29 protein-coding genes and 1 riboswitch are annotated in these 25,879 nt (G+C 36.6%); of the genes, 16 read left to right on the forward strand and 13 right to left on the reverse strand.

All coding sequences use genetic code 11. The annotated features are described in order from the left end of the window. Window positions 1-27 precede the first annotated feature (27 nt). Window positions 28-185: riboswitch (FMN riboswitch) on the reverse strand. 69 nt (window positions 186-254) lie between these two features. Genes IEV41_RS05640 through IEV41_RS05655 form a run of 4 tightly spaced genes read right to left on the reverse strand, consistent with a single transcriptional unit; the run spans window position 255 to window position 2,694 of the window. Then, complete coding sequence (locus IEV41_RS05640) at window positions 255-731, reverse strand: GNAT family N-acetyltransferase (protein WP_188387439.1); 477 nt, start codon at window positions 729-731, stop codon at window positions 255-257. Between the two features lie 11 nt (window positions 732-742). Continuing rightward, window positions 743-1,438 (reverse strand): Type 1 glutamine amidotransferase-like domain-containing protein, encoded by a 696-nt coding sequence (locus IEV41_RS05645; protein ID WP_188387440.1) that lies wholly within the window; start codon window positions 1,436-1,438, stop codon window positions 743-745. Window positions 1,439-1,443: 5 nt separating this feature from the next. Continuing rightward, window positions 1,444-1,824 carry a nucleoside 2-deoxyribosyltransferase gene (locus IEV41_RS05650; protein ID WP_188387441.1) on the reverse strand — a complete coding sequence of 127 codons (381 nt, stop codon included), beginning with the start codon at window positions 1,822-1,824 and terminating at the stop codon, window positions 1,444-1,446. Between the two features lie 15 nt (window positions 1,825-1,839). After that, a complete protein-coding gene (locus tag IEV41_RS05655; RefSeq protein WP_188387442.1) occupies window positions 1,840-2,694 on the reverse strand; it encodes an MBL fold metallo-hydrolase in 855 nt (284 codons plus the stop codon). A gap of 322 nt (window positions 2,695-3,016) precedes the next feature. Between IEV41_RS05655 and IEV41_RS05660 the strand changes: the two genes are divergently transcribed. The 3 genes from IEV41_RS05660 to IEV41_RS05670 all read left to right on the forward strand — a co-directional run bounded on the left by IEV41_RS05660 (window position 3,017) and on the right by IEV41_RS05670 (window position 6,331). Continuing rightward, complete coding sequence (locus IEV41_RS05660; RefSeq protein WP_188387443.1) at window positions 3,017-4,519, forward strand: FAD-dependent oxidoreductase; 1,503 nt, start codon at window positions 3,017-3,019, stop codon at window positions 4,517-4,519. A 23-nt stretch (window positions 4,520-4,542) separates the two neighbouring features. Then, window positions 4,543-5,145 (forward strand): TetR/AcrR family transcriptional regulator, encoded by a 603-nt coding sequence (locus IEV41_RS05665; protein ID WP_188388693.1) that lies wholly within the window; start codon window positions 4,543-4,545, stop codon window positions 5,143-5,145. Window positions 5,146-5,668: 523 nt separating this feature from the next. Next, window positions 5,669-6,331, forward strand: coding sequence for a lytic polysaccharide monooxygenase (locus IEV41_RS05670; protein ID WP_188387444.1), 663 nt, complete (start codon window positions 5,669-5,671; stop codon window positions 6,329-6,331). Window positions 6,332-7,268: 937 nt separating this feature from the next. Here the strand turns inward: IEV41_RS05670 and IEV41_RS05675 are convergent. Beyond that, window positions 7,269-7,727 carry a hypothetical protein gene (locus IEV41_RS05675; RefSeq protein WP_188387445.1) on the reverse strand — a complete coding sequence of 153 codons (459 nt, stop codon included), beginning with the start codon at window positions 7,725-7,727 and terminating at the stop codon, window positions 7,269-7,271. Window positions 7,728-7,844: 117 nt separating this feature from the next. Beyond that, on the reverse strand, window positions 7,845-8,321 hold the full coding sequence (locus IEV41_RS05680; protein WP_188388694.1) for a GNAT family N-acetyltransferase: 477 nt from the start codon (window positions 8,319-8,321) through the stop codon (window positions 7,845-7,847). 740 nt (window positions 8,322-9,061) lie between these two features. Between IEV41_RS05680 and IEV41_RS05685 the strand changes: the two genes are divergently transcribed. The 3 genes from IEV41_RS05685 (at window position 9,062) to IEV41_RS05695 (ending at window position 12,286) form a co-directional block, all read left to right on the forward strand. After that, window positions 9,062-9,538 (forward strand): NUDIX hydrolase, encoded by a 477-nt coding sequence (locus tag IEV41_RS05685; protein WP_188387446.1) that lies wholly within the window; start codon window positions 9,062-9,064, stop codon window positions 9,536-9,538. Between the two features lie 87 nt (window positions 9,539-9,625). Then, window positions 9,626-10,927, forward strand: coding sequence for an NCS2 family permease (locus IEV41_RS05690; RefSeq protein WP_188387447.1), 1,302 nt, complete (start codon window positions 9,626-9,628; stop codon window positions 10,925-10,927). Window positions 10,928-11,011: 84 nt separating this feature from the next. Continuing rightward, window positions 11,012-12,286, forward strand: a complete 1,275-nt coding sequence (locus IEV41_RS05695; protein WP_188387448.1) for a purine/pyrimidine permease — start codon at window positions 11,012-11,014, stop codon at window positions 12,284-12,286. Window positions 12,287-12,292: 6 nt separating this feature from the next. Here IEV41_RS05695 and IEV41_RS05700 read toward each other — a convergent pair whose 3' ends face one another. Then, window positions 12,293-12,880: a class D sortase gene (locus IEV41_RS05700; RefSeq protein WP_188387449.1), complete on the reverse strand. Its 588-nt coding sequence runs from the start codon at window positions 12,878-12,880 to the stop codon at window positions 12,293-12,295. A gap of 397 nt (window positions 12,881-13,277) precedes the next feature. Between IEV41_RS05700 and IEV41_RS05705 the strand changes: the two genes are divergently transcribed. The 3 genes from IEV41_RS05705 to IEV41_RS05715 all read left to right on the forward strand — a co-directional run bounded on the left by IEV41_RS05705 (window position 13,278) and on the right by IEV41_RS05715 (window position 16,455). Then, window positions 13,278-13,736 (forward strand): GNAT family N-acetyltransferase, encoded by a 459-nt coding sequence (locus tag IEV41_RS05705; protein ID WP_188387450.1) that lies wholly within the window; start codon window positions 13,278-13,280, stop codon window positions 13,734-13,736. Between the two features lie 11 nt (window positions 13,737-13,747). Then, entirely contained in the window at window positions 13,748-14,818 is a 1,071-nt protein-coding gene (locus IEV41_RS19970; RefSeq protein WP_229722153.1) for a bifunctional histidine phosphatase family protein/GNAT family N-acetyltransferase, read from the forward strand. Window positions 14,819-14,985: 167 nt separating this feature from the next. Further along, window positions 14,986-16,455, forward strand: coding sequence for a catalase (locus IEV41_RS05715; RefSeq protein WP_188387451.1), 1,470 nt, complete (start codon window positions 14,986-14,988; stop codon window positions 16,453-16,455). A gap of 98 nt (window positions 16,456-16,553) precedes the next feature. Here IEV41_RS05715 and lepB read toward each other — a convergent pair whose 3' ends face one another. Together lepB and IEV41_RS05725 are read right to left on the reverse strand one after the other, a co-directional pair. Then, window positions 16,554-17,081, reverse strand: coding sequence for a signal peptidase I (lepB, locus tag IEV41_RS05720; protein ID WP_188387452.1), 528 nt, complete (start codon window positions 17,079-17,081; stop codon window positions 16,554-16,556). A 250-nt stretch (window positions 17,082-17,331) separates the two neighbouring features. Beyond that, window positions 17,332-17,592 carry a hypothetical protein gene (locus tag IEV41_RS05725; RefSeq protein ID WP_188387453.1) on the reverse strand — a complete coding sequence of 87 codons (261 nt, stop codon included), beginning with the start codon at window positions 17,590-17,592 and terminating at the stop codon, window positions 17,332-17,334. A gap of 105 nt (window positions 17,593-17,697) precedes the next feature. Between IEV41_RS05725 and IEV41_RS05730 the strand changes: the two genes are divergently transcribed. From IEV41_RS05730 to IEV41_RS05745, 4 genes are all read left to right on the forward strand, one after another. Next, on the forward strand, window positions 17,698-17,844 hold the full coding sequence (locus IEV41_RS05730; protein WP_188387454.1) for a small acid-soluble spore protein P: 147 nt from the start codon (window positions 17,698-17,700) through the stop codon (window positions 17,842-17,844). A 78-nt stretch (window positions 17,845-17,922) separates the two neighbouring features. Continuing rightward, window positions 17,923-18,306, forward strand: coding sequence for an Hsp20/alpha crystallin family protein (locus tag IEV41_RS05735; protein ID WP_188387455.1), 384 nt, complete (start codon window positions 17,923-17,925; stop codon window positions 18,304-18,306). Window positions 18,307-18,429: 123 nt separating this feature from the next. Continuing rightward, window positions 18,430-19,116, forward strand: coding sequence for a copper homeostasis protein CutC (locus IEV41_RS05740; protein WP_188387456.1), 687 nt, complete (start codon window positions 18,430-18,432; stop codon window positions 19,114-19,116). 79 nt (window positions 19,117-19,195) lie between these two features. Next, window positions 19,196-19,624, forward strand: a complete 429-nt coding sequence (locus IEV41_RS05745) for a DUF2621 domain-containing protein (protein ID WP_188387457.1) — start codon at window positions 19,196-19,198, stop codon at window positions 19,622-19,624. 43 nt (window positions 19,625-19,667) lie between these two features. Here the strand turns inward: IEV41_RS05745 and murG are convergent, their stop codons facing one another. The 3 genes from murG to IEV41_RS05760 form a co-directional block, all read right to left on the reverse strand. Beyond that, window positions 19,668-20,741 (reverse strand): undecaprenyldiphospho-muramoylpentapeptide beta-N-acetylglucosaminyltransferase, encoded by a 1,074-nt coding sequence (gene murG, locus IEV41_RS05750; RefSeq protein WP_188387458.1) that lies wholly within the window; start codon window positions 20,739-20,741, stop codon window positions 19,668-19,670. A gap of 112 nt (window positions 20,742-20,853) precedes the next feature. Then, the gene (locus tag IEV41_RS05755; RefSeq protein ID WP_188387459.1) at window positions 20,854-21,318 is read right to left on the reverse strand and encodes a CcdC family protein; all 465 of its coding nucleotides are present in this window, start codon (window positions 21,316-21,318) and stop codon (window positions 20,854-20,856) included. An 88-nt stretch (window positions 21,319-21,406) separates the two neighbouring features. Beyond that, window positions 21,407-22,114 (reverse strand): cytochrome c biogenesis CcdA family protein, encoded by a 708-nt coding sequence (locus tag IEV41_RS05760; protein ID WP_188387460.1) that lies wholly within the window; start codon window positions 22,112-22,114, stop codon window positions 21,407-21,409. A gap of 194 nt (window positions 22,115-22,308) precedes the next feature. Between IEV41_RS05760 and IEV41_RS05765 the strand changes: the two genes are divergently transcribed. From IEV41_RS05765 to IEV41_RS05775, 3 genes are all read left to right on the forward strand, one after another. Beyond that, window positions 22,309-22,491, forward strand: coding sequence for an aspartyl-phosphate phosphatase Spo0E family protein (locus IEV41_RS05765; protein ID WP_188387461.1), 183 nt, complete (start codon window positions 22,309-22,311; stop codon window positions 22,489-22,491). Window positions 22,492-22,693: 202 nt separating this feature from the next. Further along, window positions 22,694-23,053 (forward strand): PadR family transcriptional regulator, encoded by a 360-nt coding sequence (locus IEV41_RS05770; RefSeq protein WP_188387462.1) that lies wholly within the window; start codon window positions 22,694-22,696, stop codon window positions 23,051-23,053. Beyond that, window positions 23,040-24,050, forward strand: coding sequence for an HAAS signaling domain-containing protein (locus tag IEV41_RS05775; protein ID WP_188387463.1), 1,011 nt, complete (start codon window positions 23,040-23,042; stop codon window positions 24,048-24,050). Before IEV41_RS05770 ends, IEV41_RS05775 begins: the two co-directional genes overlap by 14 nt. A gap of 50 nt (window positions 24,051-24,100) precedes the next feature. Here the strand turns inward: IEV41_RS05775 and IEV41_RS05780 are convergent, their stop codons facing one another. Continuing rightward, a complete protein-coding gene (locus IEV41_RS05780) occupies window positions 24,101-25,879 on the reverse strand; it encodes an ABC transporter ATP-binding protein (RefSeq protein WP_188387464.1) in 1,779 nt (592 codons plus the stop codon).

Genomic DNA, 25,879 nt, shown 5'->3' on the forward strand with positions numbered 1-25,879 from the left:
AAAAATACACACTTGTCCCGTCACTATATTATCCTTCTCCCATCCAGACTATACTGTCGGCTTTGGTTTCTCACCAAATCCACCGCCTATCGGACTACTTTTCTTTGATAAACGGGTCACGGGCTTAGAAGTCATTACGCTTCATCACCGCCGGTTGGGAATTGCACCCGACCCCGAAGGATATGACATATGGACTTTTTTGAAATGTTGACGACTATAGTATACTAATAATTCAGATAAAAAGAAATGAAAAATTACAAAAATTCCAATCTTTTATTCATTCGATATACTTTCCCTTCTAATTCTGTCTTCATTATCTTTAAATCCATCTTCTTATAGAAAGCGATTGCCCTCTCATTTGTAACAGATACCCGGAGATGATATTGTTCTACATGTTGAAGCTGAAAGAACCGTTCTGCATAATCAAATAACTCTTTCCCTCTACCTTCATCTCGGTAACTTTCTACTAAATAGAGTAAGTGAACATAGCCAATACGCTTATCTTCATACTCGACAATCTGTAGTTCGATTTGACCAACCGCTTCACCATGTTCTTCGACAAGGATAAAACCATCTGGAAACAGTGCTGATCGCTCCGTGACCCAGTCAACATACTTATCTTCACTACTAAAACCATCTATATGACCGAAACTAACAAGGAAAGAATCCCGCCTAAACAGTACAATTGTTTCCTTGTCCCTTTCTACATGCATTGGACGAAAGACAAACATAATAATCCTCCTTATATACTAGATAGTTTCAAAATCCTTTCAACAATACCTTCTTGATGCATATGTTCCAAACAATACACATTTTCAGGTCCGAATGTACGGTATGGTTTTTCATTACATAGCAAAAGTGCTGCTTCTTCATCTAAGCAAAGTGCCTCTCTACATCCAACTTCACTCATTCCACGGATAATGTGTTCATGCTCTTGCCACTGGGAATAATGAACTGCTACAAGACTTGATGAAATGAAACCTATTCCTTCTGTTACTTTCATCTGTTGATCATCTGTATCATTTGGCGAAATAACTACCGTCTTAGGTAAGATAAGTGCACCTGCTGAACAACCAGCGATTGGTGTACCACTTTCATATTTCTCAGCTAGCAATGTTTTAACAGGATCATAGGCATACACATTATGATACGTTTCTGTATGTCCTCCACCAATATAAATGCCTGTCGCATTCTTTATGCACTCTAGCTCTTCACCCGACAACTCCGTTCGATTATTAACAGCAATAATATGGATAGAAGAAACACCTAATTGCTCCCATTGATTCGTATAACGCGGTACATGCTTTTCCCATGCACCTTTTTTCACTGTTAATAACACTAACCGTGCTTCTTTTCCTCCGCTCAAATGAACAAAACTTTCTACTGCATCTGAAAGTGTAGGATTTCCCCCTAGCAAATACACGTAACGATTCTCCATCGTACTCACCTCTTTAAAGTTACTAATAATTCTTCCAACCTGCCGATAATAATTTGCACTTGCGGAAGATGATAAAATGTACTTGTTAATGACACATCATACACATCTTCATTTGGTGAAAGAATATATACCGGCTTGTCCAAACCTACCGCTATCCCCATTTCGATGTGACTTCCTTTTCCTGCTGGTAAGAGAATAATCAAATAATCCGCCTCTCGAACTGCCTTCCTTTCTAACTCTCCAATTCTGGATAGCTCCTCAATTGTAGAAGCACGGTTATTCCTTGTCCAATCGTATGTATGTGTATGACCTATCTCTATTAATCTAGTACTTAGTAGTTGTACTTGCTCTTTATTTTGCAAACTCGATGCGATATAGAACTTCATTTTCTTTCCCCCTATTTATACGTCTATAATCATCGTGTCATATGCGAATGTGACTGGCAGCCCTGCATCTTGCAATTCCCCTTCTAACTCCTTCAAATCATCGTAGCCCAAGTTATCAATCTCTTCGATGTGTGTCAAAATCACTTTTTTCGCCTGTAACTTCTTGATAATGTTCAATGTATCTTGGAATGACGCCTCTCGAACATGCTCAAGGAATTCACGACTAAATCGTTGCTCTCCTGTATTTTTATCCTCTTCATGAATTCCCATCGGCAAAATCACTATATCTACTCCATTAAGGTTCGCTGGCGGTTCCCATCCGTATAATTCATCCGGAGCGATAAATACACGCTTACTCTCTTCTTCTAATAAGAAACCGTATACATACTTTTCATGTAATTGAATTGGTGTCACAACAACATCATGCAACGTAAAGGATTCCTCGTCTTCTAACACATGCATCCGAATCGTTCCAAACGACTGTAAAAAGGTAAAGTGATCCCATGAACCAAGCATTTTCTTCATGTCTTCTGCCACTTGCTTCGGAAAATAGACGTCACTCACACGTTCTTTTGTTGGGTGCTCTCGGAAATCTCCATTAAGCATTTCCCATACACGCCTCCCCATCACATGATCTGGATGCCAGTGTGAATAAACACCATTTTCAACAAATGAAATATTTGCTCGATTCAGCTGTATATGACTTTCTTCTGGCGTATCGATTAACAAGTTGGGACCATGTACGAAAACACTTGGACCCGTTCGACTATACGGAACACCTTTCTTTCTCGCTTCCATACTTACACGCTGTTGACTACCTGGCCTAGGAATCGGAATCGCTCCCCCTGTGCCTAGAAATTCTATCCTCATTGTCCTACCTCCCTTTTTGTAATTTTTGTAATAGTAAATTAAAAAAGGAGGGAACGCAAGAAAAAAGCTTATAGTAGATAGAATCCTTCTATGCTTTATATACCCATATCATAATAGCCCATGATGTTAGACACCTTTTATGTACGTCCACATAAATCCTTGTTGAATTTTGTATAAACAACAAAACGATAGTACCTATTGACTTTTCAGATAATTCTATCTAATATTTAAATTGAATGAATCGTTCATTCAATTTAAATACATTTCTTGAAGTCGCCTTTTCCTTATTAAGAAGCTTGTAAATAATAGATTGGAGGCCATAATGATGTTCAAAACAGGAGGAAGATTTAAAAAAAGCAGCTGGGAAAAAGTAATTGTGATCGGGGGAGGAATAGCTGGTTTACTCTCTGCAAGAGTGCTTTCTGAATATTATGCAGAAGTAATTATTATAGAAAAAGATGATTTACCTACGAAACCAGAAATTCGTGCAGGTACTCCTCAAGCTTTTCATCCACATCGATTTACACCGCGTGGCAAAATGATAGTAGAACGACTCTTTCCTGGATTTAATGATGAATTACTAACTTTAGGCGCTCCCTCTATGCAGAACAAAATTATTCATCAGACGAATCAATATGGATCTCTTGAAATGCCCAATCCAGAAAATGATGTAACATTCAGCAGACCTCTGCTTGAATGGGTATGTCGTCAACGTGTAAAAAAGATTTCAAACGTTGAATTCCTTACAAAAGTTAATGTAATTGGCTTGCTAACGACATCAGATCAAACAGTTATAACAGGTGTCCATATAAGAGATCGCGAACAACGAAATCTGTTACAAACAATAGATGCCGACCTCGTTATTGATACTAGTGGACGTTCCTCTAAGCTAAGTGAATGGCTACAGCAACTCGGATTTGATGTACCAACTCCAGATATCCTCAAAGTCTCACTCGGTTACAGTACTCGCCATTATAAGATTCCCTCTCACTCATCAGTAAAGTGGGATATCATCCGTATTGCAGGTGACCCTTCCAATAAAAGTTTAACTGGTGGATTTTCCACAATTGAAAATAACATAGCTGAAGCCGTACTTTATTGCCCAGGTGGTCATTATCCAACCACGGATGTTGCTGAGTACGAACAAGAACTCACGAAGCTTGATAGCCCATTGATCGCCGAAGTATTGCAAGATCTTGAACCTCTAACTTCCCCTAGAGGTTATAGAGTTACTGAATTATCTCGCCAGCACTTTGAAGAAATGAGAAAATGGCCTGCAGGATTGTTAGTTTTAGGAGATGCTTTTTGCACCTTCGATCCGATTTTCGGTCAAGGAATTACAATTGCCGCAATAGAAGTAGAAATGTTAGAATCCTGCCTAAGCGAACAACGAAATCATCCCTTACCTTGTTTTGAACGTACTATACTCCAAAAAATGAATGAAATTGTTGAACCTGCCTGGTGGTTAAATTGTGCTGCAGATTTACCGTGGCAAGGAGTATCTTATATAGGCAAGCCGTTGAAAGGTATTGAATTTGCCCAAAAATACTTTGCATTATATCTAAAACATGCCACTTCAAAACGTAATTTTGAACAATATGGTTTGTATTGGGCAGTTAATTCTTTACTCTTACCACCGGATGAAATAATTAATTCACAGATGGTAGCAGCTATTCTAGCTTCTGAAGAAAGTTCTTCCGAAAGTAAAGAACTTCTCTCTGAACTATCAAAAGCAGCTGGTCAGACACTTGATGAACAATTGTCTCAAATTATGCCCACTTTCCCCTCAACAGCCTATGAATATTTGAATACACAGCAATACTAAAAATAATATAGGAGTGAAACATCATTACACCTTTAAACAAAGAACAGTTGCAACAAATTCGTGATGAACGAAGAGAACAAATTATGGAGGCCGCCCTTAAAGTCTTTGCACGACGAGGAATTATCGGTACAAAAATGAGTATGATTGCTAGTGAAGCTGGAGTAAGCACAGGACTTCTCTACCGCTACTTTGATTCCAAAGATAAACTATTCACTACACTCGTTCAGCAAGCAATGGACGAATCTATTGTCGGAATCAAGAGCATCTACCAACTACCCGGATCACCATTAGATAAAATAAAAATGTTAACAACTGAAATACTCAATGAAGGTTCTCAACTTTATTTCATGTTGATGCATCATGCCCGCACATCGGATGAAGTGCCAATAACAGCCAAAAAGCTTATTGAAGAGAATACAATGAAAACTTATATTGATATATTAGAACCTCTTTTCATTGAAGGACAGAAAGAAGGCGAACTTGCAGCAGATCCTCCTTGTGAACTCATCTCATGCTATTTATCCCTGCTCTCTGGATTAATGACATTAAATATTCAAGGGGATGAAAATTATCAAATGCCCAAAGTTGATTTACTACTAAGATTTATTATAAGGTCCTCATCATAAAAAAGATGAGATACTATTTCTTCGGCTACGTAAAAGCCAAACAACTCCAAAACATATGACAACAGTCAATTTTGGAGTTGTTTTTTTATTCGTTTCACTTTCCCTTCTATTTGAATAACTTTAAACAAATATAACCACAGACACAAAAGTATTTGCTAACGATTTTAAAAGTGTCATTCTTGAACTATCCCCACCTGCTCATTGGACTATGCCCTTCACGTTTCTTGAGGAAGGGGTTCAGATAAACAAACAGCATGCTTTCACCCTATTTTATTTACCAAAACTCATCTCATGTTAATACCTGTATTTTGACAATCCACACAACGATATTAGGAGCTAATATAATATGAAAATATGAATCATATATCCTACGTTGACTAGACGACCTAAAATGCACACATCTTTCCCAAAAAAGTGTTGACTGAATTTTCTAAATAATTTAAGATGAATTTGCAGTCTGCAATTTATAAATGTATAAAAATGAGATTAGGTGAATACGAAACTATTACAAGGAGGAAGAAAGATGAATTGGAAGAAGAAAGTAATGAAGGTTGCTCCACTTGCAGTATGCGGTATCGTTGGTTCTTTATTATTTACAAGTGGTGCATCTGCACATGGTTACATCGATAATGGACGCTCATCTTTATGTAAACAAGGACTAAACACTGGTTGTGGTCCGATTCAATATGAACCACAAAGTGTTGAAGGCCCAGGGAACTTCCCATTATTAGGTCCATCGGATGGACAAATTGCTGGTGCTGGAAGCTTCCCTCACCTCGATGTTCAAACCGCAACTCGTTGGCATAAAGTGAACATGACAGGCGGAACAAATACATTTTCATGGACATTTACTGCCGCTCATCGTACAAAAGAATGGAAATACTACATTACGAAAAAAGGATGGGATCCAAATAAACCTCTTACTCGTAGTGATTTAGAATTCATTTCAAGGGTGGACGGCGGAGATAAACAACCACCATTGAAAGTTGCACATCCAATTAATCTACCGACAGACCGCACCGGATACCACATTGTTCTCGGTGTATGGGAAATTGCGGATACTGGAATGGCCTTTTATCAAGTTGTTGATGTGAATTTAGGTAATAATACGCTTGTAGGAAATACTCAAACGCCTTCTCTTCTAACTAACATATTATCACCAAATAGTACTCACTTTACTTGGTAAGCTTCTTTAAGTTGATACCAACACTACATGTAGAAAATCATACACTTACAACTAAAGCCCCCCTAAATTCGTACAAGCTATGCTTAGCAACCATCTACCCAAATTACGTTGAATCAATATAGCTATGTAACAAGAATTATGTAACAAAGCAGCTCTAACCATTTTGAAAAATCGGGTTATACCCTAAAAACAAATCCACACCTTTATCTATCATAAAAGGTGTGGATTTGTTTATTGTATCTATTCCTGATAACACTAAGAAACGAGCAAAACTATTGTCGTTAGAGGATAATATACTTTTCACATTATTTACACTTCTCCAACAAGCTAATCTTTTTTAACTTATTATAAGATAATTTATACTAAAGATATAAGGAGGTGCGAAACGGGATGAGAGAATGTTTGGCATACCAACTCGATCAAAATAAACAATTCTACTAGTATCGGATCTGTCAGACTAAGCGCCACTACATCCCTTAAAAATTCATGTCCAAACGAATTATATTGATGCACATTTTACTAACATATATAGCTGTTCGATTCTTTGTAAGATTAGACTTGAACAATATTACCTGGTACGAAATCAGTATGTTTATCGTAATACCTCTATGGGTACTTGCGTTGATAGGAACCATTGTTGATACAGTAAAGGAGCGAAAGAATAAATGACAACTTTATGAGGAATATTTTTCGGACTATCTTCTTGGGCATTTATAATCTTATTAGCAATATATTTCTTTCGCCTTTTGATGAAAAAGGACAATCCAAACAAGTATACAAAGTTTGCTGGTATTGCATTTATGGTCGCTCTTACTTCATTACTACTATTCAACGTGCTGACCTAATGACACTGAGGGATGACACCGAATAGTTACCAACGAAGAAAATATAGAAAAATGTAAGCATTTCATAAAAACAACCCCCAATCCCTTACATATTAAAGCGTTGGGGGGCTATTTGTTAGATCAGCTTCGTACACCATCGACTCTCTCTCTGTCCACCCAAGCTTACGGATTGCCTCATCCAATGTCCAAAAGACAAAAGAAAACCATAATCCATTAAACACATAAAATAAATATTCAGGTAAAAGCGTACTAAAGTCTTTCCATCCTTCTCCCGTATAAATAAAGAACAACATGACCGCCGGAATACATGCACCAAATCCGATATGAAGAAAACATGCATATATTTTGCGATATTTTTTCTCTGCAGTGAAATAATCACTCCATAACGAAATTGGAATAGCAAATAAAAATAGTGATGGCAGAACGAAAATACCATAAATAAGTAAGTAGTCCACATAATGAAACCAGTCCCCTGATATTGTCAAAAAAACTACACATTCAAGGGTCACACCGATAAAGTAAGTAAGCATCGCAACGACAGCTTTCCTCATCTTCCATCCCCTTTTTCATTTAGTTATCTTATTTCCTCTTACTTTTAATGTTCGTTCTTTTTGCTTTTCGTCCTTCCTGTTTTCTACCCGAAATACCGGCAAACTTCGGCATAGAAATTACAATCGTTTCCGAAATTCGATTTCACTCTCAATTTGGATACCTTCCTTAGTAACGAGAGGAATAGTCGGCTTTATCTTTCTTGCTTCATGAATAGCTCCTCGATGAAGCGCATGCATATGATAGCCACGCTTTTGATAGAAGTGCATTGCATGTGTGTTATCATTACTTGTAATTAACCACATTTCATAGCAACCTATTTCCTGCATCTTACCTTCTACGCATTGAAGTAACATTGTACCAATGCCTTTTCTCTCCTTTATACTATCCAATGAGACAATTTCACATCGGTCATTTTCCTTATTATATGTCACAATTCCAATGATAGAATCCTCTGTCATTGCTACAAATCCTGCTAATTCACTAAGATGATGCTTATGCCCTTGCGAGACCATCAAATCATCACCCCAATTTTGAACCATAAATTCTTTTATCATTGGTCTCATGTCGTATGTTATTTCTTGAATAGAAACCACTGGTTCTGATATTACTACAACGCCATTGGTGTCTTTTACGTCTAAATATTCGGTATCTTTTATATACACTTGCTTCAAGCCTGTCTTCTCTCCTAGCATATACTCTATTTCCTGTAATCCTTCTAATACGCTTTTCATAGTATGTACCGCTTCTTCTGTAGGTAATATAATGTTCATCTTCATTATCCGTATGTCCCCATCTCCAACTACATCATGACGAAGTTGCAGTTCTACCTTCATTTGATATGGCGTATGAATAAAGGTTCTTCTATTATTTCCATCTACTGTCCAGCCAATATTTTTAGCACGCTCACAAATCTTTTTATACTCATCCTCAGAAACAAGAATACCAAGATGATCAAATATAGGACGTTTCCCAAAACCAAAAGTAACATTCACTCGCCCTCTCCTCATCTCAATAATTCGAAACATTACGTTCGTATCCCTGAACTCTTCCCATTTCATTGGTGGATTAAACGTTTGAAATACTCCGTCCTTTTTCCCCATTCGTAGAACAACAGAGAAACCAAGTGCTTCGTACCACTTTTCTGTTTCTTCTAGAAATGGCGTCCAATAGTGATAATGAAATAACTCCATGTATCTCTCCCCCTTTCTATTAGTGTAGCACGCTCATCACACACTCGCATTTCACACGTATTCATCCATCCGTTATAATGAAACACATACACCTTGTACATATTGTGCATATAATATAAAAACAAATAGAAAGGTTGAGGTAAATGGCATATTTTGAAGAATTACGCAAATTAGTTGGACATCGCCCTCTTATTTTACCAGGAGCTGTCGTAATTATTTTAGACGAAGATAACCGTATTTTACTCCAACAACGAAACGAACCACGAAAACGGTGGGGACTTCCCGGCGGCATTATGGAACTGGGTGAATCAATGGAAGAAACAGCTATACGAGAAGTAAAAGAAGAAACAGGTCTTCACGTTAACTCCCTTCACTTATTAAATGTCTATTCTGGAAAGAACTATCATGTAAAAGTTGAAAACGGTGATGAATTTTACGTTGTCACAATTGCTTATTATACAAAAGATGTAGAAGGCACACTTCACTTGGATAAAAAAGAAGGATTAAACATACAATACTTCTCAAAAGATGATATTCCTGAAAATATCGTCCTAAGCCATAAGCGAATGATTGATGACCTCTTTCAATATTTAACAAATGAAAAAAGAAAATGCTTTTAAGTCTTTTCTTTTTTTGTTAAAATACTACTGTGCATCAGTTACTGATAGCATGGGCGGGAGAGGGATTTTTAGAAAAGAAGGAAAATTATGTTACGTCAACTTATGAAAAAGCACTTCGATCTTCCAGGACATAACACAACAATGAAAAAAGAAGTGATGGCGGGTATTGTATCTTTCTTTACGATTATTTATATCGTAGCGGTAAACTCTTCAATTTTATCAGAAGCTGGTATTCCAATTGAAGCAGCGATTATTGGTACAATCCTAACTTCTGTATTCGGCTGTGTGCTAATGGGCTTATGGAGTAACTCACCTATTATTCTTGTTCCTGGTATGGGAATTAACGCAATGTTCGCCTATACAATGGTTCAATCAATGGGGCTTTCTTGGCAAGAAGCATTAGGTGTTACATTTGTTTCCGGTGTACTTTTCGTACTAATTGCGTTTACAAGTCTATCTACAATTCTGACGAAAGCGATTCCACACTCATTAAAGGAAGCGATTACAGTCGGGATCGGTCTATTTTTAGCATTCATCGGACTTGAAAAAGGCGGTATAGTCGTCGGAAGTCAGACTACACTAGTGAAACTTGGTAATTTAAGTGATCCATATGTATTAGCAACAATTATTACGTTACTAGTTGCCATTGCACTATTCATGCTAAATGTACCTGGAAACTTCCTAATCAGTATGATCATTGGTACATTAATTGCATTCATGTTTGGATTAGTAGATGTATCTCAAATAGGTGACTTCTCGTTCTCCATTGGTGACTACTCATCTCTATTCGGAGCGATGTCGTTTGGAAGTATTACTTCTTATGTCTTTTGGATAGCTACTTTCTCCTTAACAATGGTCCTTGTGTTTGAAAACATCGGGCTTGTTCATGGTCATACGCAAATGGCTGGTTCACCAGAGAAGTTCAAACGTTCATTCCAAGCAAACGGGATTTCAGCAATGATGTGCGGTATTTTCGGTTCTAGTCCAACTGTAGCAACTGTTGAGACTGCTGCTGGGATTACAGCTGGAGGTAAAACAGGTATCACTGCTATTACAACAGGTATCTTGTTCCTATGCTCGATGTTCTTCATACCAGTGATCAAAATCATCCCTGGTAGTGCAATTGCACCAATCTTAATTATTATCGGTGGTTTAATGCTTCAAAATATTAAGCATATCGACTTACAAGATTTATCAGAAGGCTTCCCTGCATTCTTCATCATTGTGATGATTCCACTAACATATAGTATTGCAGACGGAATTGCTGTTGGTTTCATTATGTATCCATTCTTAAAGCTAGTAGTTGGTAAAGGTAAAGAAGTTTCATTAACTCTTTATTTAATCTCTGGATTATTCTTACTCAACTTCATCTTGCACGCAATGGGTTAGAGATAACTATAAACAAAAGAGAAGCACATTTATTGCTTCTCTTTTGTTTTATTTATATAGTATGGTAGGAAAGGAATGAGAATTATGAAACATATTAGCGCATCCCTTCAATGGGTATTATTCATTATTTCCGGGAACCTAGTCGCTCCAATTGCAATTGCATCCGCTTACGGTCTAGAAGGTACCGATGCGATGTTATTTATTCAACGAACACTGTTTGTTCTTAGTGTAGCAGGCTTATTGCAAGTATTATTCGGGCACAAATTACCGATTCACGAAGGACCTGCGGGCTTATGGTGGGGCGTCTTTACTTTGTACGCGAGCCTTGGAGTAACGTTATTCGGATCTACAACTGAGACGTTACAAGTATTGCAGTTCTCCTTGTTACTTAGTGGTGTTCTCTCTATTCTTCTTAGTATATTTGGTATTGTAGAAAAACTAGCAGCATACTTTACCTCTACTGTTATGGGAATTTACTTATTGCTACTCGTCGTTCAACTAAGTGGAGCATTTTTCAATGGGATGCTCGGTCTTACATACACGCAAGATGGAACAATTCATTCTACTATTGCACTCATCTCACTAGCTGTAATGGGATTAGCATTCTATTTGAACACTGTTCCACGTTTGAAACAATATAGTATGATGATTTGTATTTGCTTTGGATGGGTGCTATTTGCGTTATTTGATTTAACTACTCCAATTGCTCATACAACGGATTTATTCACTATCCCAACCTTATTCGCATTTGGTCCACCTATTATAGAATGGAGCATGGTGCCAACTGTTTTTCTTGTGACACTACTGCTTATGACCAATATGTTAGCAAGCGTACGTATTATGGAGAGTGTCTTAAAATCCAAAAATGAAAAAGTAGATAACATCTCCATTAAAAAAGCTGGTTTTTTCACTGGAGTTGGTCAATTAATAGGTGGGCTCTTCTCTGCTGTTGGTCCTGTTCCTATTTCTGGTGCAGCAGGATTTGTAGCCGCAAATAATATTCCATCACGCATTCCGTTCATTATCGCTTCTGTTATTATTATCGGATGTAGTTTGTTATCGCCAGTTACAGCCTTCTTTGCAACCTTACCATCATCGGTAGGCTTTGCAGCTATCTTCCCAATATTTGCTGGGATGCTTGGTCTTGCGATACAAGAATTAGATCGTGTACATGACAGGAATACCTTATATAAAACTGTTGGTATTCCACTATTCGCTGGAATCGGAATTATGTTCGTACCGAGCACAGCATTCGGTTCGCTATCACCTGTTCTTTCATCATTATTGAGCAATGGTCTAGTATTTGGCACAGTCATTGCCATTATATTTGAAGTAGTTAGAAGTAGAGGAACTTCCTAAAGATATTTAGGAGGTTTTTTCTTTGTTCTCGATTAATTCACCTTGAATAATTAAACGGTGTGTGGGATTTTTCATTGGATGGCACGTAACAAGAGTCACTTCTTTTTTACTTTCTTTATCTTCAATAACTTGTACGTCTGTTGGTAAAACCAATTCTTTACTTTTAATACGATAGACATATTCTTTTTGTTGATAGATGACTTTTACTTCATCACCTACTTCTAATTCCGGTAGACGGTTAAAATGCTTTCCATATGTAAAACTCCGATGTCCCGCAATTGCATAATTCCCCTCTCCTACTTGTTGTTCTTTTTTAATTGTCGTAATCGATTTTCGCAAATTTTCTTTTGTAGAACCTTCTAGCACAGGCATTTTTAAGTCAATCTTCGGAATTTCCAAAACAACTCGCTTATCTTGCACTGTTGCAACAGGAAGAACCTCCTTCGACACTTCTTCTGTTTCTACCAAGTCTAATTGTTCCCATTCTTGGAGGAGATTTGCTTGCTCTTGTTGATAAAAATAACCTTCAATTTGTTGAGAAAATAATAAACCTATCCCGACAATGAACAATAAAAAGATAAATACTTTTTGCATATGAATCCATCCCCTCTACAAATAATCGTCAAGTAGAAAACATGCATCGTTCATTTCTTATGATGAAGTAATAATCACTTAATAGAGCTAGGTGTCACTATTCAGATATATTCATTTCTTAAAAATTAATTTCCTAATTCCACTATGTACCTAATAACTCCTTGCTCTATTTCAAGCTTTTCATCGCATTATTCGCACTCTATATCTAAAGTCATCGATATATCATTCTTTTTGTCAAAAGAGGTGTTTCCTTATGTAGAAAGATGTTAGATAGTAGCGATTACTCCCTGACACTATTATTCTCTTCCGAATAAAGGAAAATATTCATAATTATTCATCACCTATCTGAAATGTGTTAAAATAATAAAAATTCTTTCTTTAATAAGGAGCCACAACCATGAACATTTCAACTTACACAGGTGAACACGAATATTTACCTTTCCCATTGTTGCTACAAGCCGATCCGTCTATGAAAAGTATCTCGGAGTATATTCATCGCAGTACAAACATTGTCGCAACAATCGATACAAAAACAGTCGGTATATGTTGTTTGCTGCATACACGACCATTCACCTACGAAATCGTAAACGTTTCTGTACATGAGGATCATCAACAACAAGGAATTGGAAAAAAGCTAATTGAACACGCTATCCAACTAGCGAAACAAGCCGGAGCACATAACCTTGAAATCTACACAGGAAATTCAAGCATTCATCAGCTAATACTTTATCAACGAGTAGGATTTGAACTAACAGGGGTTGAAAAAGACTATTTTATTAATCATTACGCAGAGAAAATTGTGGAGAACGGAATACAATGCAAGCATTTACTACGATTAGTATTGCACCTTAAGTAGGAGGAATATATATGACAACTATTTACCTTGTACGCCACGCCCACTCTCCTTATTCAACAGATGAATTAGGTAGAGGCTTGTCAGACGAAGGAGCCGCCACGATATTCCGTATTAGTAACCATTTAGTGGATAAGAACATCAATGTTATTTATTCTAGCCCTTATACTAGAGCCATTGATACAGTAAAAGAATTAGCAACTACTATCCATCAAGAAATTCATTTAGAAGAAGATTTTAAAGAACGAAAAGTAGCAACAGAATCCGTTCCAAATTTCGAAGAGTCACTGCATACCCTGTGGTCTAATCCTGAGTTCTCTTTTGAAGGCGGAGAATCCAATATAGAAGCTCAAGCTCGCGTAGTTCGAAAAACAGAAGAGCTATTACAACGCCATGAAGGAGAAAATATTGTTATCTCTACTCACGGAAATTTACTTGCTTCATTACTGAACTACTACGATAAACAATATAATTATTTATTTTGGAAGAACATGAGTATGCCAGATATTTATAAATTGTCATACAACGGACTTCGTTTGCATAAAGTGGAACGTATATGGAAAGAATCCTTCTTCCTACGAACGATTACTGAAGAAGATGCCTCTTCTGTTTTACACTTAATGAAGATAATTGACAGTGAATCATCTTACATGTTATACGGTATCGGGGAACGTACAACTTCTCCTGAGCAACAGAGAAAGAATATCAAGAATATATTAAAACGTGACAATGCTACGATATTGTTAGCAATGGACGATCAAACACCAATTGGATATATGATGGCATTAGGTGGGACAACGGAACGTACAAAGCATAGTGCATACCTTGTCATCGGCATTTTACATAGTCATACAGGTAAAGGAATTGGTAAAGCACTGTTTGAAAAAATGGAGCAATGGGCGATAGCGCATTCTATTACACGCCTTGAATTAACTGTTATGACGAATAACGAACGAGCTGTTTATTTATATAAGAAACTTGGTTTTGAAATAGAGGGAATGAAAAAACAAGCATTTTTCCTACATAATGAATATATAGATGCATACGAAATGGCGAAGATCCTCTCCCCTATTCCTTGCATATAACACACAAAAAGCTGTCTAATAGTATACTATTAGACAGCTTTTTTAGAATAATTTTAAATTGATAAATAATATTATCTTATTGACATTATAATTAATAATACATATAATTAAATTATAATTAATATAAATTAGAAATGATTATCAATAAAAACAAGGGGGACTTACATATGAATCCATTTCATCAATTAACAACAAATCAAGGAGCACCAGTCGGTGACAACCAAAATTCACGTACTGCCGGTCGTAGAGGTCCTGTATTATTAGAAGACTATCACCTAGTAGAAAAATTAGCACACTTCGATCGTGAACGTATTCCTGAACGTGTTGTACATGCGAGAGGATCTGGAGCTCACGGTGTATTCGTAACGAAAAATAATATGAGCGAATATACACGTGCTGCATTCTTACAAGAAGTTGGTAAAGAAACACCTGTATTCGTTCGCTTCTCTACTGTTATTCATGGTCAAGGTTCACCAGAAACAGCTCGTGATCCACGTGGATTCGCAACGAAATTCTACACAGAAGAAGGAAACTACGATCTTGTAGGAAACCATTTACCTGTATTCTTCATTCGTGATGCAATGAAGTTCCCAGATATGGTTCACTCATTAAAGCCAGCACCACATACAAACATTCAAACACCTGATCGTTACTGGGACTTCATGACCTTAACACCCGAATCTACACATATGTTAACATGGGTATTCTCTGACTACGGTACTCCAGCAAGCTACCGTGAAATGGAAGGATTCGGTGTACACGCATTTAAGTGGGTTAATGCAGAAGGAAAAGTTGTTTATGTGAAATACCATTGGGTACCACAGCAAGCTATTCGCAACTTCTCAGCGAAAGAAGCCGGCGAAACGCAAGGAAAAGACTTTAATCATGCAACTCGTGATTTATATAACGCTATTGAGTTAGGAAACTATCCAAAGTGGGATTTATATGTACAAATTATGCAACTAGACGAAACAGATTTGTTAGATTTCGACCCACTAGATCCAACAAAAGTATGGCCCGAAGATAAGTTCCCATTACATGAAGTAGGAACAATGACGTTAAATCGTAATCCACAGAACTTCTTTGCTGAAGTAGAGCAAGCCGCATTCTCTCCTAGCGCAACAGTTCCAGGGATTGAACCATCAGAAGATAAATTACTGCAAGGACGTCTATTCTCATATCCAGATACACAACGTCATCGTTTAGGTGCTAACTACTTACAAATTCCAGTTAACTGTCCTTATGCATCAGTAAGAAATCATCAACGTGACGGATTTATGCAGATGGATAAGCAAGTATCAACTGTTAATTATGAGCCAAGTATGCACGCAGAAAGTCCAGTTGAGAACCCAGCTTACCGTGATTCAACAATGCCAGTAGAGGGCTATGTATCGCGCGAAAAAATTGATAAACCAAATGACTTTAAACAAGCTGGAGAATTATACCGCTCTTTCTCAAAAGAAGAACAAGATAACTTAATTGCAAACTTAGTCAATGATTTACAACAGGTCAATGAGCGTACGAAGCTCCTTGCAATCTGTAATTTCTTCCGAGCTGATCAAGAGTACGGAATGCGCTTAGCAAAAGGATTAAATGTTGATATTTCAGCATATTTGAATCCTTCCTCTGAAAAGTAATAGTGGCTATATGCCTTCTCACACATAAAAATAAAAGCCATGTTATTCATTCTTCCTAAATGAATAACATGGCTTTTCTCTCTTTCATCGGCATCTTTTCATGGAAAAAAATCCACAAGACTATCTGGCCAAAAAATAAATTTTGCATTCCCAACAATATCTTCCTTTGAGATAAAACCAAAGTGGCGACTATCTTTGCTCACTTCACGATTATCTCCCATCACAAATAAACTTCCCTCTGGTACTTGATACTGATTTGCTACATCTTCTAATTTGAAATCTCTCGTTTTAATTACGTTCTTATCTAAATAAGGCTCAGCATATTGAACACCATTTATATATAGCTCATTTTGTCGGTATTCGATGTAGTCGCCTGGCAGACCAATAATACGTTTAATATAATTATGTGTATGGTCTGCTTTAAATACGATTATTTCAAACCGCTCGACATCGTCCATCTTATATAATAATTTATCCACAATTATTCGATCGTTATCGTGAATAGTTGGGCTCATCGATGCACCATACACGATAATTGGAGAAAGAATGTGCGTTCTTATCATAAAACAAACAATAATTGCTACAAATACACCAGTAATTATTTTTATTAGAACTTTATTTTTCATGCATTCCCCTCATTTCCCCCAGTATGCGTCATACCTTGTGTAAGAAAATGATGAATAGAAATACAAGAACATTCTTTGCTATGTATCAACTACCTCTCCGACTCTACCAGTACCTATATCCATTTTCTACGTTGTTATTCCCCATCATCCCCTTCCATTTTTTCATTGTCCCTTTATTATATTTTTAATTTACTGAATTTTCAATATAATATACATATTATTATAAAAAGGCTAGGGATTCCCCTAGCCTCTACTCTGTTTGATTAACTTCTTGCACAAGTGGCTGTAAATCTCTTTGAAACCTCTCTAGTTGTGCTCGTTGTGTTTCTGATGCTACTTCTAAAGCATTATTAATTTGTTCATATGCTTCATTTACCTCTTGACGTAAATGTTGCAACTCAGATCCGTAATTCACATCACTCTTTACTATGTTTTCGTATGTATGCAGTGCTTGCTCTACTCCTTGCTGGGCAGCTTGGAATGCTTGTTGTTTATCTTTATGATATGGCATCTTTTTTCCTCCTAATCATTAAGTACATTCTCCTATAGCATCTCTCTTTTTTGTTTTTTCATTCCTAAAATCGTATGTATAGAAACAGCGAACTAATTCATCCTAATGAATGAAAAGGAGGGATTTATCATGGCAAATAAAGAAGCCGGACAAAAGAACAAAAGTGGACAACCAGAGCCATTAAGTGGTTCTCACAAAGTAAAAAACAAAAATCATTCTCGCCAGAAAAAACATAGTAGCCACGATTTATAAATAATTGCGTACGAGCCCACACATTCTTCGTATTCCTGAATACTGTAATACTAATTACTGAATGTGGAGGTTCCTTTCATGCAAGAAAAAAAGAAAAAGGATTGCTTCGCACAAGTAGATGGATTCGAACAATGGATGGATACTTTTTTTCACGAGCCATATGAGTCCGAGTATTGTCAACACGACTTACACATCGATTTATTCGAAACGGACACAGTGTATATTATTGAAGCAGAGATTTCTCTAACAAACACTACTCATATTGTCATTAATAAGACACAACATAGTCTTACTATTCACGTCATAGACTCCTCACATGAAAAAGAGAAAATCATTGACTTACCCATACCAATTATGGATAAGAAAATCACTGCCCAAGTAACGAATTCTTTACTTGAAATCCATATTTCAAAAACAACTCCTTCTTCTGAACAAACATTAATAATTGCATGCCATAGTTAATACGCAAATTAACATGTCCATCAGTGTGGGATTCTTTCCCCACTGATTTTCTTTTCTTATAGGATAATCCCCTGCTTAGTTATATAATGAAGATGTACAACACATAGAAAGGACTTACATAATATGAAACTTGAAGTGATTGCAACAACAGTAGAAGATGCTATTATTGCTCAACAACATGGCGCAGATCGTCTTGAACTAGTAACAGGAATGAAAGAAGGTGGATTAACACCTAGCTATGCAACGATTAAACAAGTTGTGAAAGCTGTCGATATCCCAGTTCACGTCATGATTCGTCCCCATAGTCGCTCGTTTTATTATAATGAGTATGACGTAATGACCATGATAGAAGATATCGAAATGGCAAAACAACTTGGCGCACATGGAATCGTACTTGGAGGACTTCGTGCAGACAATACAATTGACGAAGAATTATTACAAAGATTCCTTCGACATTCCGGAGATATGAATGTTACATTCCACCGTGCCTTTGACGAAGCGCGAGATGTATACGAGGCAATCGAAGTGCTAAAACAATACCCTCAAATTACACATATTTTAACCTCAGGGGGACAGACAAGTGTCTTACAGGCTGTAGCTATTATGAAAGAGCTACTAATACGAACACAAGACACAACTCTTACCATCCTAGCAGGAAGTGGACTAAGCCTCGACACAATCGAAGATTTTATCCGTGAAACAAATATCCAAGAAGTACATTTCGGCTCTGGTGTTCGTATAAATAACGATGCACTAACAACTATTGATCCTATTAAACTTCAACAACTAAAGAGAATGTTAGAAAAATAAGTGACAATCCTTGCCAGAGGTGTTATCTACTCTCTATAATTGATTAAGTAGATATTTTCACAAAACAGAGGTGTGTAGGATGTTATCAAATGGTTTTAGCTGGTTTATCGTCATCTGGACGATTTTCTTAGCAGGCATGATGGGGATTGGTGGATACTTCATGTTTCGCAAGTTCTTAAAGCGACTTCCAAAAGAAGATGGTATGAGTATTCTTGACTGGGAAGAGCATTATATTAATGAAACACGTCATTTATGGAATGATGAGCAAAAAGAATTACTGGAAGATTTAGTTTCTCCTGTACCTGAATTATTCCGTGACGTTGCTCGAAATAAAATCGCAGGGAAAATCGGTGAACTAGCCGTACAAGAGAAAGCACAAACAATGACGCAAGAATTAATTGTCAAAGGTTACATAATCGCAACCCCAAAGCGCGATCATAATTTCCTAAAGAAAAAATTAAAAGAGAGAAATATTGATTATACTGTGTACAATCAATATTTCTCATAAGAAGTGCCCCTCTATTTGTTTCGTAAATAGAGGGGCTATTTTCTTATCTAGAAGCAATATTCTCCATTTCATCTAGTAATATACGTAGTGCATCGCCCTCTTCTTGGCATTTCATTGCTTCGATTATCTTTTCTTTATCTCTAGTTACTTGCTCCAAAAGTTGAATAAATGTTTCTTGATTCAACCTTTCTTCCTCTAACATACTTGCATATCCTTTCGCTTCAAACGACCTCCCATTTAATAGTTGGTCCCCACGACTTTGCTTTTTACTTAATGGAATAATCAACATCGGAATACGAAGTGCTAAAAATTCAAAAATAGCGTTCGATCCACCTCTTGTTATCACTATCTCGGTAGCTGCTAATATATGCGAAAGCTCTTCGTGAATATATTCATATTGCTTATATCCTGGAATATTCGAAAGAGAATCCGAAACATTTCCTTTTCCACATAAATGAACGATTTGATACTTTTTCAACAAGCTTGGTAACGCCTCTCTAATCGTTTCGTTCATTATTTTAGAACCTAAACTCCCTCCCATTATCGTTAATACAGGCAGCCCATGATGAAACCCTAAAAAATCTAAACCAACTTTCTTTGAACCAGTTAATATCTCTCTCCTAATTGGAGAACCAATAACTCTAGTCTTATTCGCCGGAAAATGCTTTTTTGCCTCTTCAAAAGATGTATACACCTTTGTCGCAAAACTTTTCGATATTCTATTTGCCAATCCAGGCGTATAGTCACTTTCATGAATGATGATAGGAATGTCCAAGCTTCTAGCTGCTATAATTACTGGTACAGAGACAAATCCTCCTTTTGAAAACACAGCGCACGGTTTAATTTTTTTCAATATACTCCTTGCCTCTAAACACCCTTTCATCACTCGAAAACTATCGATTATATTTTCAACATCAATATAGCGTCTTAGCTTACCACTCGATATACCATAATAAGATATGTTCAATTTTTCAATTAACTCTTTTTCAATACCAGTTTTAGAACCTATATAATATATCTGCCACTCTTCTTGATTCATCTCATTTATGATAGCAATATTTGGAGTCACATGCCCAGCTGAACCTCCACCTGTAAACACAATACGTTTCCTTTCCATCTAACAAACTCCTTCCCTTAATAAAAATGCCCTAAAATTGATAGATACATCTAACAACCTTAGGGCAACATATGATTTTTCAAATCATCAAAAGATATTTATTTCCTAATTGCTAAGCCTCAAGCAATTTTCTCTCCATCTTCTTATAAGAGAAGTACATTGCAATACGCCAACATACAATCATTGAGAAGGCAAGCAAGAAGAACATTCCACTTAATTGACCATAATCAATTGTACTACTTAAATAAGACTTAATTGCGATACGCAATGCTAACAGTCCAAAAATAATAATAACAAACGCTTTCGAACGTTGTAAGTAAATCTCCGTACCACGAATTTCAAATTTCGATGTCATAATTAAGAAAATCGAAAAGAACATCCCAACAAGAACTGCCTCTAGCATCTCCATAGGTGTGATACGAAATATTGGTATAATATACATACATGCCCCCGTACTCATGAAAAACGGAGGAAGAATAATTTTCTTTGCCGTGACAGGTTTCGCTGCTTCCTTCATACGATACACATTCCAGAAAATAGCCATCCCTAATGCCACAATAATACCAGCAGTCGCCATACCCCTTCATTCCTTTTCTATCAATATTCTATATTCTTCCTTGCACTATACAAAAATAGTAGATAATTCACAACTACTCGATTTCTCATTAGAAGCCCTTAAATCCTCCAAATAAGTCCATCATATAAATCGTAATTTGTGTCATCCAATCAAAATACAAGAGTATCCCCATTGCAATCATTAAGTAGCCTCCTACTTTCATAAAGCGCGTACTAAATTTGCGAATGAATGATAACTTCGTAATGAAAAATGACAAAATAAAGAACGGAATAGAAAATCCTAATACATATGCGATCATATATAACATCCCAGCTTCAGGATTTGTTGCAGATAACCCAAGAACCCCTACTAAAATTGGACCTGTACAAGGTGTCCATCCCGCTGCAAATGCAATCCCAATAAAGAAAGTTCCTATGTAACCAGACGGTCTATTTTTAAAAGATACTTTGTGGCTTTTCATTAAAAATGCTGGTTTCCACACCCCTAATAAAATCAAGCCAAAAACAGCAATAAGAATCGCACCCATTTGTCTAATCAAATCTTGATATGTAGCGAATATATCCGCAATAATAGAGGTTGTAAACCCAAGCGCAATAAAAATAACAGAGAAACCTAATAAGAAAAATGTTGTATGCAAGATACTTCTTTTTCGTAGCATTCCCTTCTCTTCTTGCAAATCTGATAACGACATCCCCGTAATATATGATAAAAATGCAGGATACACAGGCAAGCAACATGGTGAGATAAACGATAGAATCCCTGCTCCAAACGCCATAAATATACTTAAATCACTCATAAAATCCCCCTAACTACCTTTCTGTTCTCTATTCTACCAAATTCTCGCTATAATCACCTACCATTATGCTACGAAAATACATAAAACTTTCTGTTCACATAATTGTACATCTTTATGCATAAATACATTTGAAATTCGTTGTCATTTTTTGTATACTCTAATTACAATATTTTCAAAAGAGGTGATCTATTTATATGGCAAATGCTAATATCTCATTATTAATAGAAGAAAAGCGAAAAGAACTTACCTCTATTGTGAAGTCAAATGGATTAAGTGCAAAATCGACCATTATTTGTAGTCGTCAACTAGATGATCTCTTAAATATTTACTTTAAACAACAGCAAGCACTTTTATCGAAAAAGAAACACGCTAACTAATGAAAGAATGAATATTCATGCATAGCCCCGCAGCAATTCCATATTTGGAATGCTGCGGGGTTTTTTATATGGATACACACACATTTGTCAAAAAACATCGATTTCTTTATTGATAACATTGAACCTAACCTATTGTTATCGCATATATAATAGTGTATGATACACAGTATAGTGAGACACACATATATGAAGGAGATACAATATGAACTCTGTACATGAATACATGGATAAGTCCATGCAAGAACTTCGCCGAGGGACTATTACAATTGGTGTCCTTAGCCAACTTTCCACACCACAGTACGGATACTCCCTTGTCACAATACTGAAAGAAAAGGGATTTGATGTAGAACCTGGTACACTCTATCCCCTCCTACGCCGACTAGAAAAACAAGGATTACTAGAAAGTCACTGGGATACGAATGAAACAAGACCACGTAAGTATTATTTGCTAAGTGAAAATGGAAATGAAGCATTTCACTTATTACGAACAGAGTGGCAACATATCGTCACCAATATGGATTATTTATTAAATGGAGGAGATGACAAGAATGGAAATGATTAATCGCTATATTCATGCAGTAACCGAGAAACTTGCTCCGTCACAACAAGAGGATATTGCAAAAGAATTACGAAGTCTTATTCAAGACTTGTTAGATGAACGTGTATTAGACAAGGAATTTACAACAAAGGATGTAGAAGAAGTATTGTTAGAATTAGGAGATCCAAGTACATTAGCTGATAGTTATCGTGATGCAAAAAAATCCCTCATTGGTCCTTCCTTGTTTGATTCTTATATATCCGTTCTCAAAATCGTCTTAATTGTAACAGCCGTATCTGTTGGTGTTTCCTTCATCGTCCAAAGCATTATGGAACCTACAACGATTTTAGGTCACTTCACTGATTCAATCGTGTCATTAACAGTTGGGCTTCCTTTATCATTCGGATGGGTTACACTTGTATTTGCGATAATGGAATACTACGGAGCGGGAAAAAACGCTTCAACTAGCATCTCATGGAAACCATCAGATTTACCGGCTATACCAGACCCTAAAGGAAATATCAAACAAACCGGCCCTATTATCGCAATTATTTTCTATATCATTGTATTAGGTCTTGTAGTAAGTACACATTTTGTTAATCTTTTTGGTATTCATAGAGTGAATGAAGGAGCTATGGTTGTTCCATTCTTGAATGCAGAAACATTCTCATCATATTCACTATTCATTGTGTTCCTCTTTGGGATTGCAATTGTCAAAGAACTATTTAAATTAGCATTTGGAAAATGGACGCTTAGTCTAGTCATTCTTAATACATGTATCAATGCTGTCTCATTTGTTTGCATTCTTTACTTAATTACAAGTGCAACATTTTGGAATCCTGATTTCATGACGCAACTTACAGAAACCGGAATTGTAACAGTTGGTACAGAAGGATTTGAAAAGGCCACAAAAATTTGGGAAAGTGTGACATACTGGCTAACAATCATTTTAGTTGTTTCTTACCTATGGGACACGATAGAAGGATATATCCACTATTACAAATCAAAGAAAAATTCTTAACAAAAAAGGCATTTCGTTTTCTTATGAACGAAATGCCTTTCTCTTATTCTCTACACCGTTTGTTGAAGTGCTTTTTTATTTTGAAGTAAATACATATTATAGTATAAGCCCTTTTGTTGAAGAAGCTCCTGATGCCTACCATGTTCTACAACTTCACCGCTATGCAAGACAATAATTTGATCCGCATCTTGAATTGTTGACAGCCTATGGGCGATTGCAATTGTCGTACGCCCCTCTCTCATCTTCTCTAACGCTTCTTGAATTAATTCCTCTGTTTCTGTATCAATATTCGCTGTCGCTTCGTCTAGTACCAATACTTTCGGATTTGCCGCAATTGTTCTGGCAAATGTTAACAGTTGACGTTGACCACTTGAGAGTGTTGCTCCTCGCTCAACTAACTCTGTATCGTATTTATCTGGTAACTTCTCAATAAACGTATGCGCTTGAACAAACTCCGCCGCTTTCTTAATCGTATCTTCTGGAATACTTTCATTATGCAACGAAATATTGTGTTTCACTGTTCCAGCAAAAATAAAGGCATCTTGTAGCACTAAGCCTAACTTTTGACGAATTTCTTTCTCATCAAATGTCTCTAACGGCTCCCCATCAAGTAAGATTTGACCACTTTGTGGCGTATAGAAACGAAGTAACAAGTTCATAATCGTACTTTTTCCGCTACCAGTATGGCCAACGAACGCGATTGTTTCGCCTGCTCGAACTTTAAAGGAAATATCCTTTAATACATCTCGCTTCCCATCATATGAGAACGTAACATTTCGGAATTCAATTTCTCCTTGTGAAATAACAGGATGCTCATTCCCTACTTTCACAGGCGAAATATTTTCCTCATCCATTAAATCAAACACACGTGATGAAGATACAAGTGCCTGTTGAAATAACGCTAACTTCATCATAATCTCATTTAACGGAGCAAAGAAGCGATCTAAATAGCTAATGAATGCATAAAGTACCCCGATCTCAACAGGACTATTTAATGCATCCATACCGAAGGAACCGATAATAAAAACAAGTGCCACAACACGAACAACATCATTTGCAGGTCGAAGTAACAAGGCATCCAAACGAATGTTACGCATATTGGCTTGGAAATGCGATTTATTTGTCTCCTCAAATTCTTTGCGTAGTCGTTTCTCTTGTCTAAATACTTGAATAATTGCCATTCCCTGAATAGATTCATTTAATTTCGCATTTAATGTACTTAATAACGTCCTAGATCGATGGAAATAAGCTGAACTTCGCTTTCGGTACTCTTTCATAATAAGGAAAATAACCGGAATAATAAACAAGCAAAATAACGCTAATTTCGCATTTAATAAGAACATCGCAACAAGAATTCCAATTAATGCAACACCATGATGAAGAAATGTCGCTAGCACACTCACATAGAACTCTTTAATTGCTTCTGTATCGTTTGTAATTCTAGATACGATACTACCAATTGGCGTCTTGTCAAAGAAAGACAATGATAACCGCTGTACACGCTCATATACACTTACACGTATTTCTTGTACAATCTTAAAGGCAATTCTTTGAAAAACAAGCACTTGAAAATAAGAAAAAATTACTTTCAAGCAAAGCACGCCAAAGTAGATCCCCACTAGCATGATAAGTTTATTTTGTTCAAAGTTTTGCGGTACTAAATAGTCATCGATAAATATTTTAACAATGATTGGGCTAAGCATTTCTGCAACTGTTGCTGCAATTAATAGAAGGAATGCAACAGAAAATAATTTTTTATGTGGTTTCGTAAAAGAAAGAAGGCGTTTTAAGTCTTTCCCTTGTCTACTCGTGTCATTTTCATTCACCAT

The organism is Priestia taiwanensis (genome assembly GCF_014638355.1).
In the GTDB taxonomy this organism is placed as follows: Bacteria; Bacillota; Bacilli; order Bacillales; family Bacillaceae_G; genus Priestia_D; species Priestia_D taiwanensis.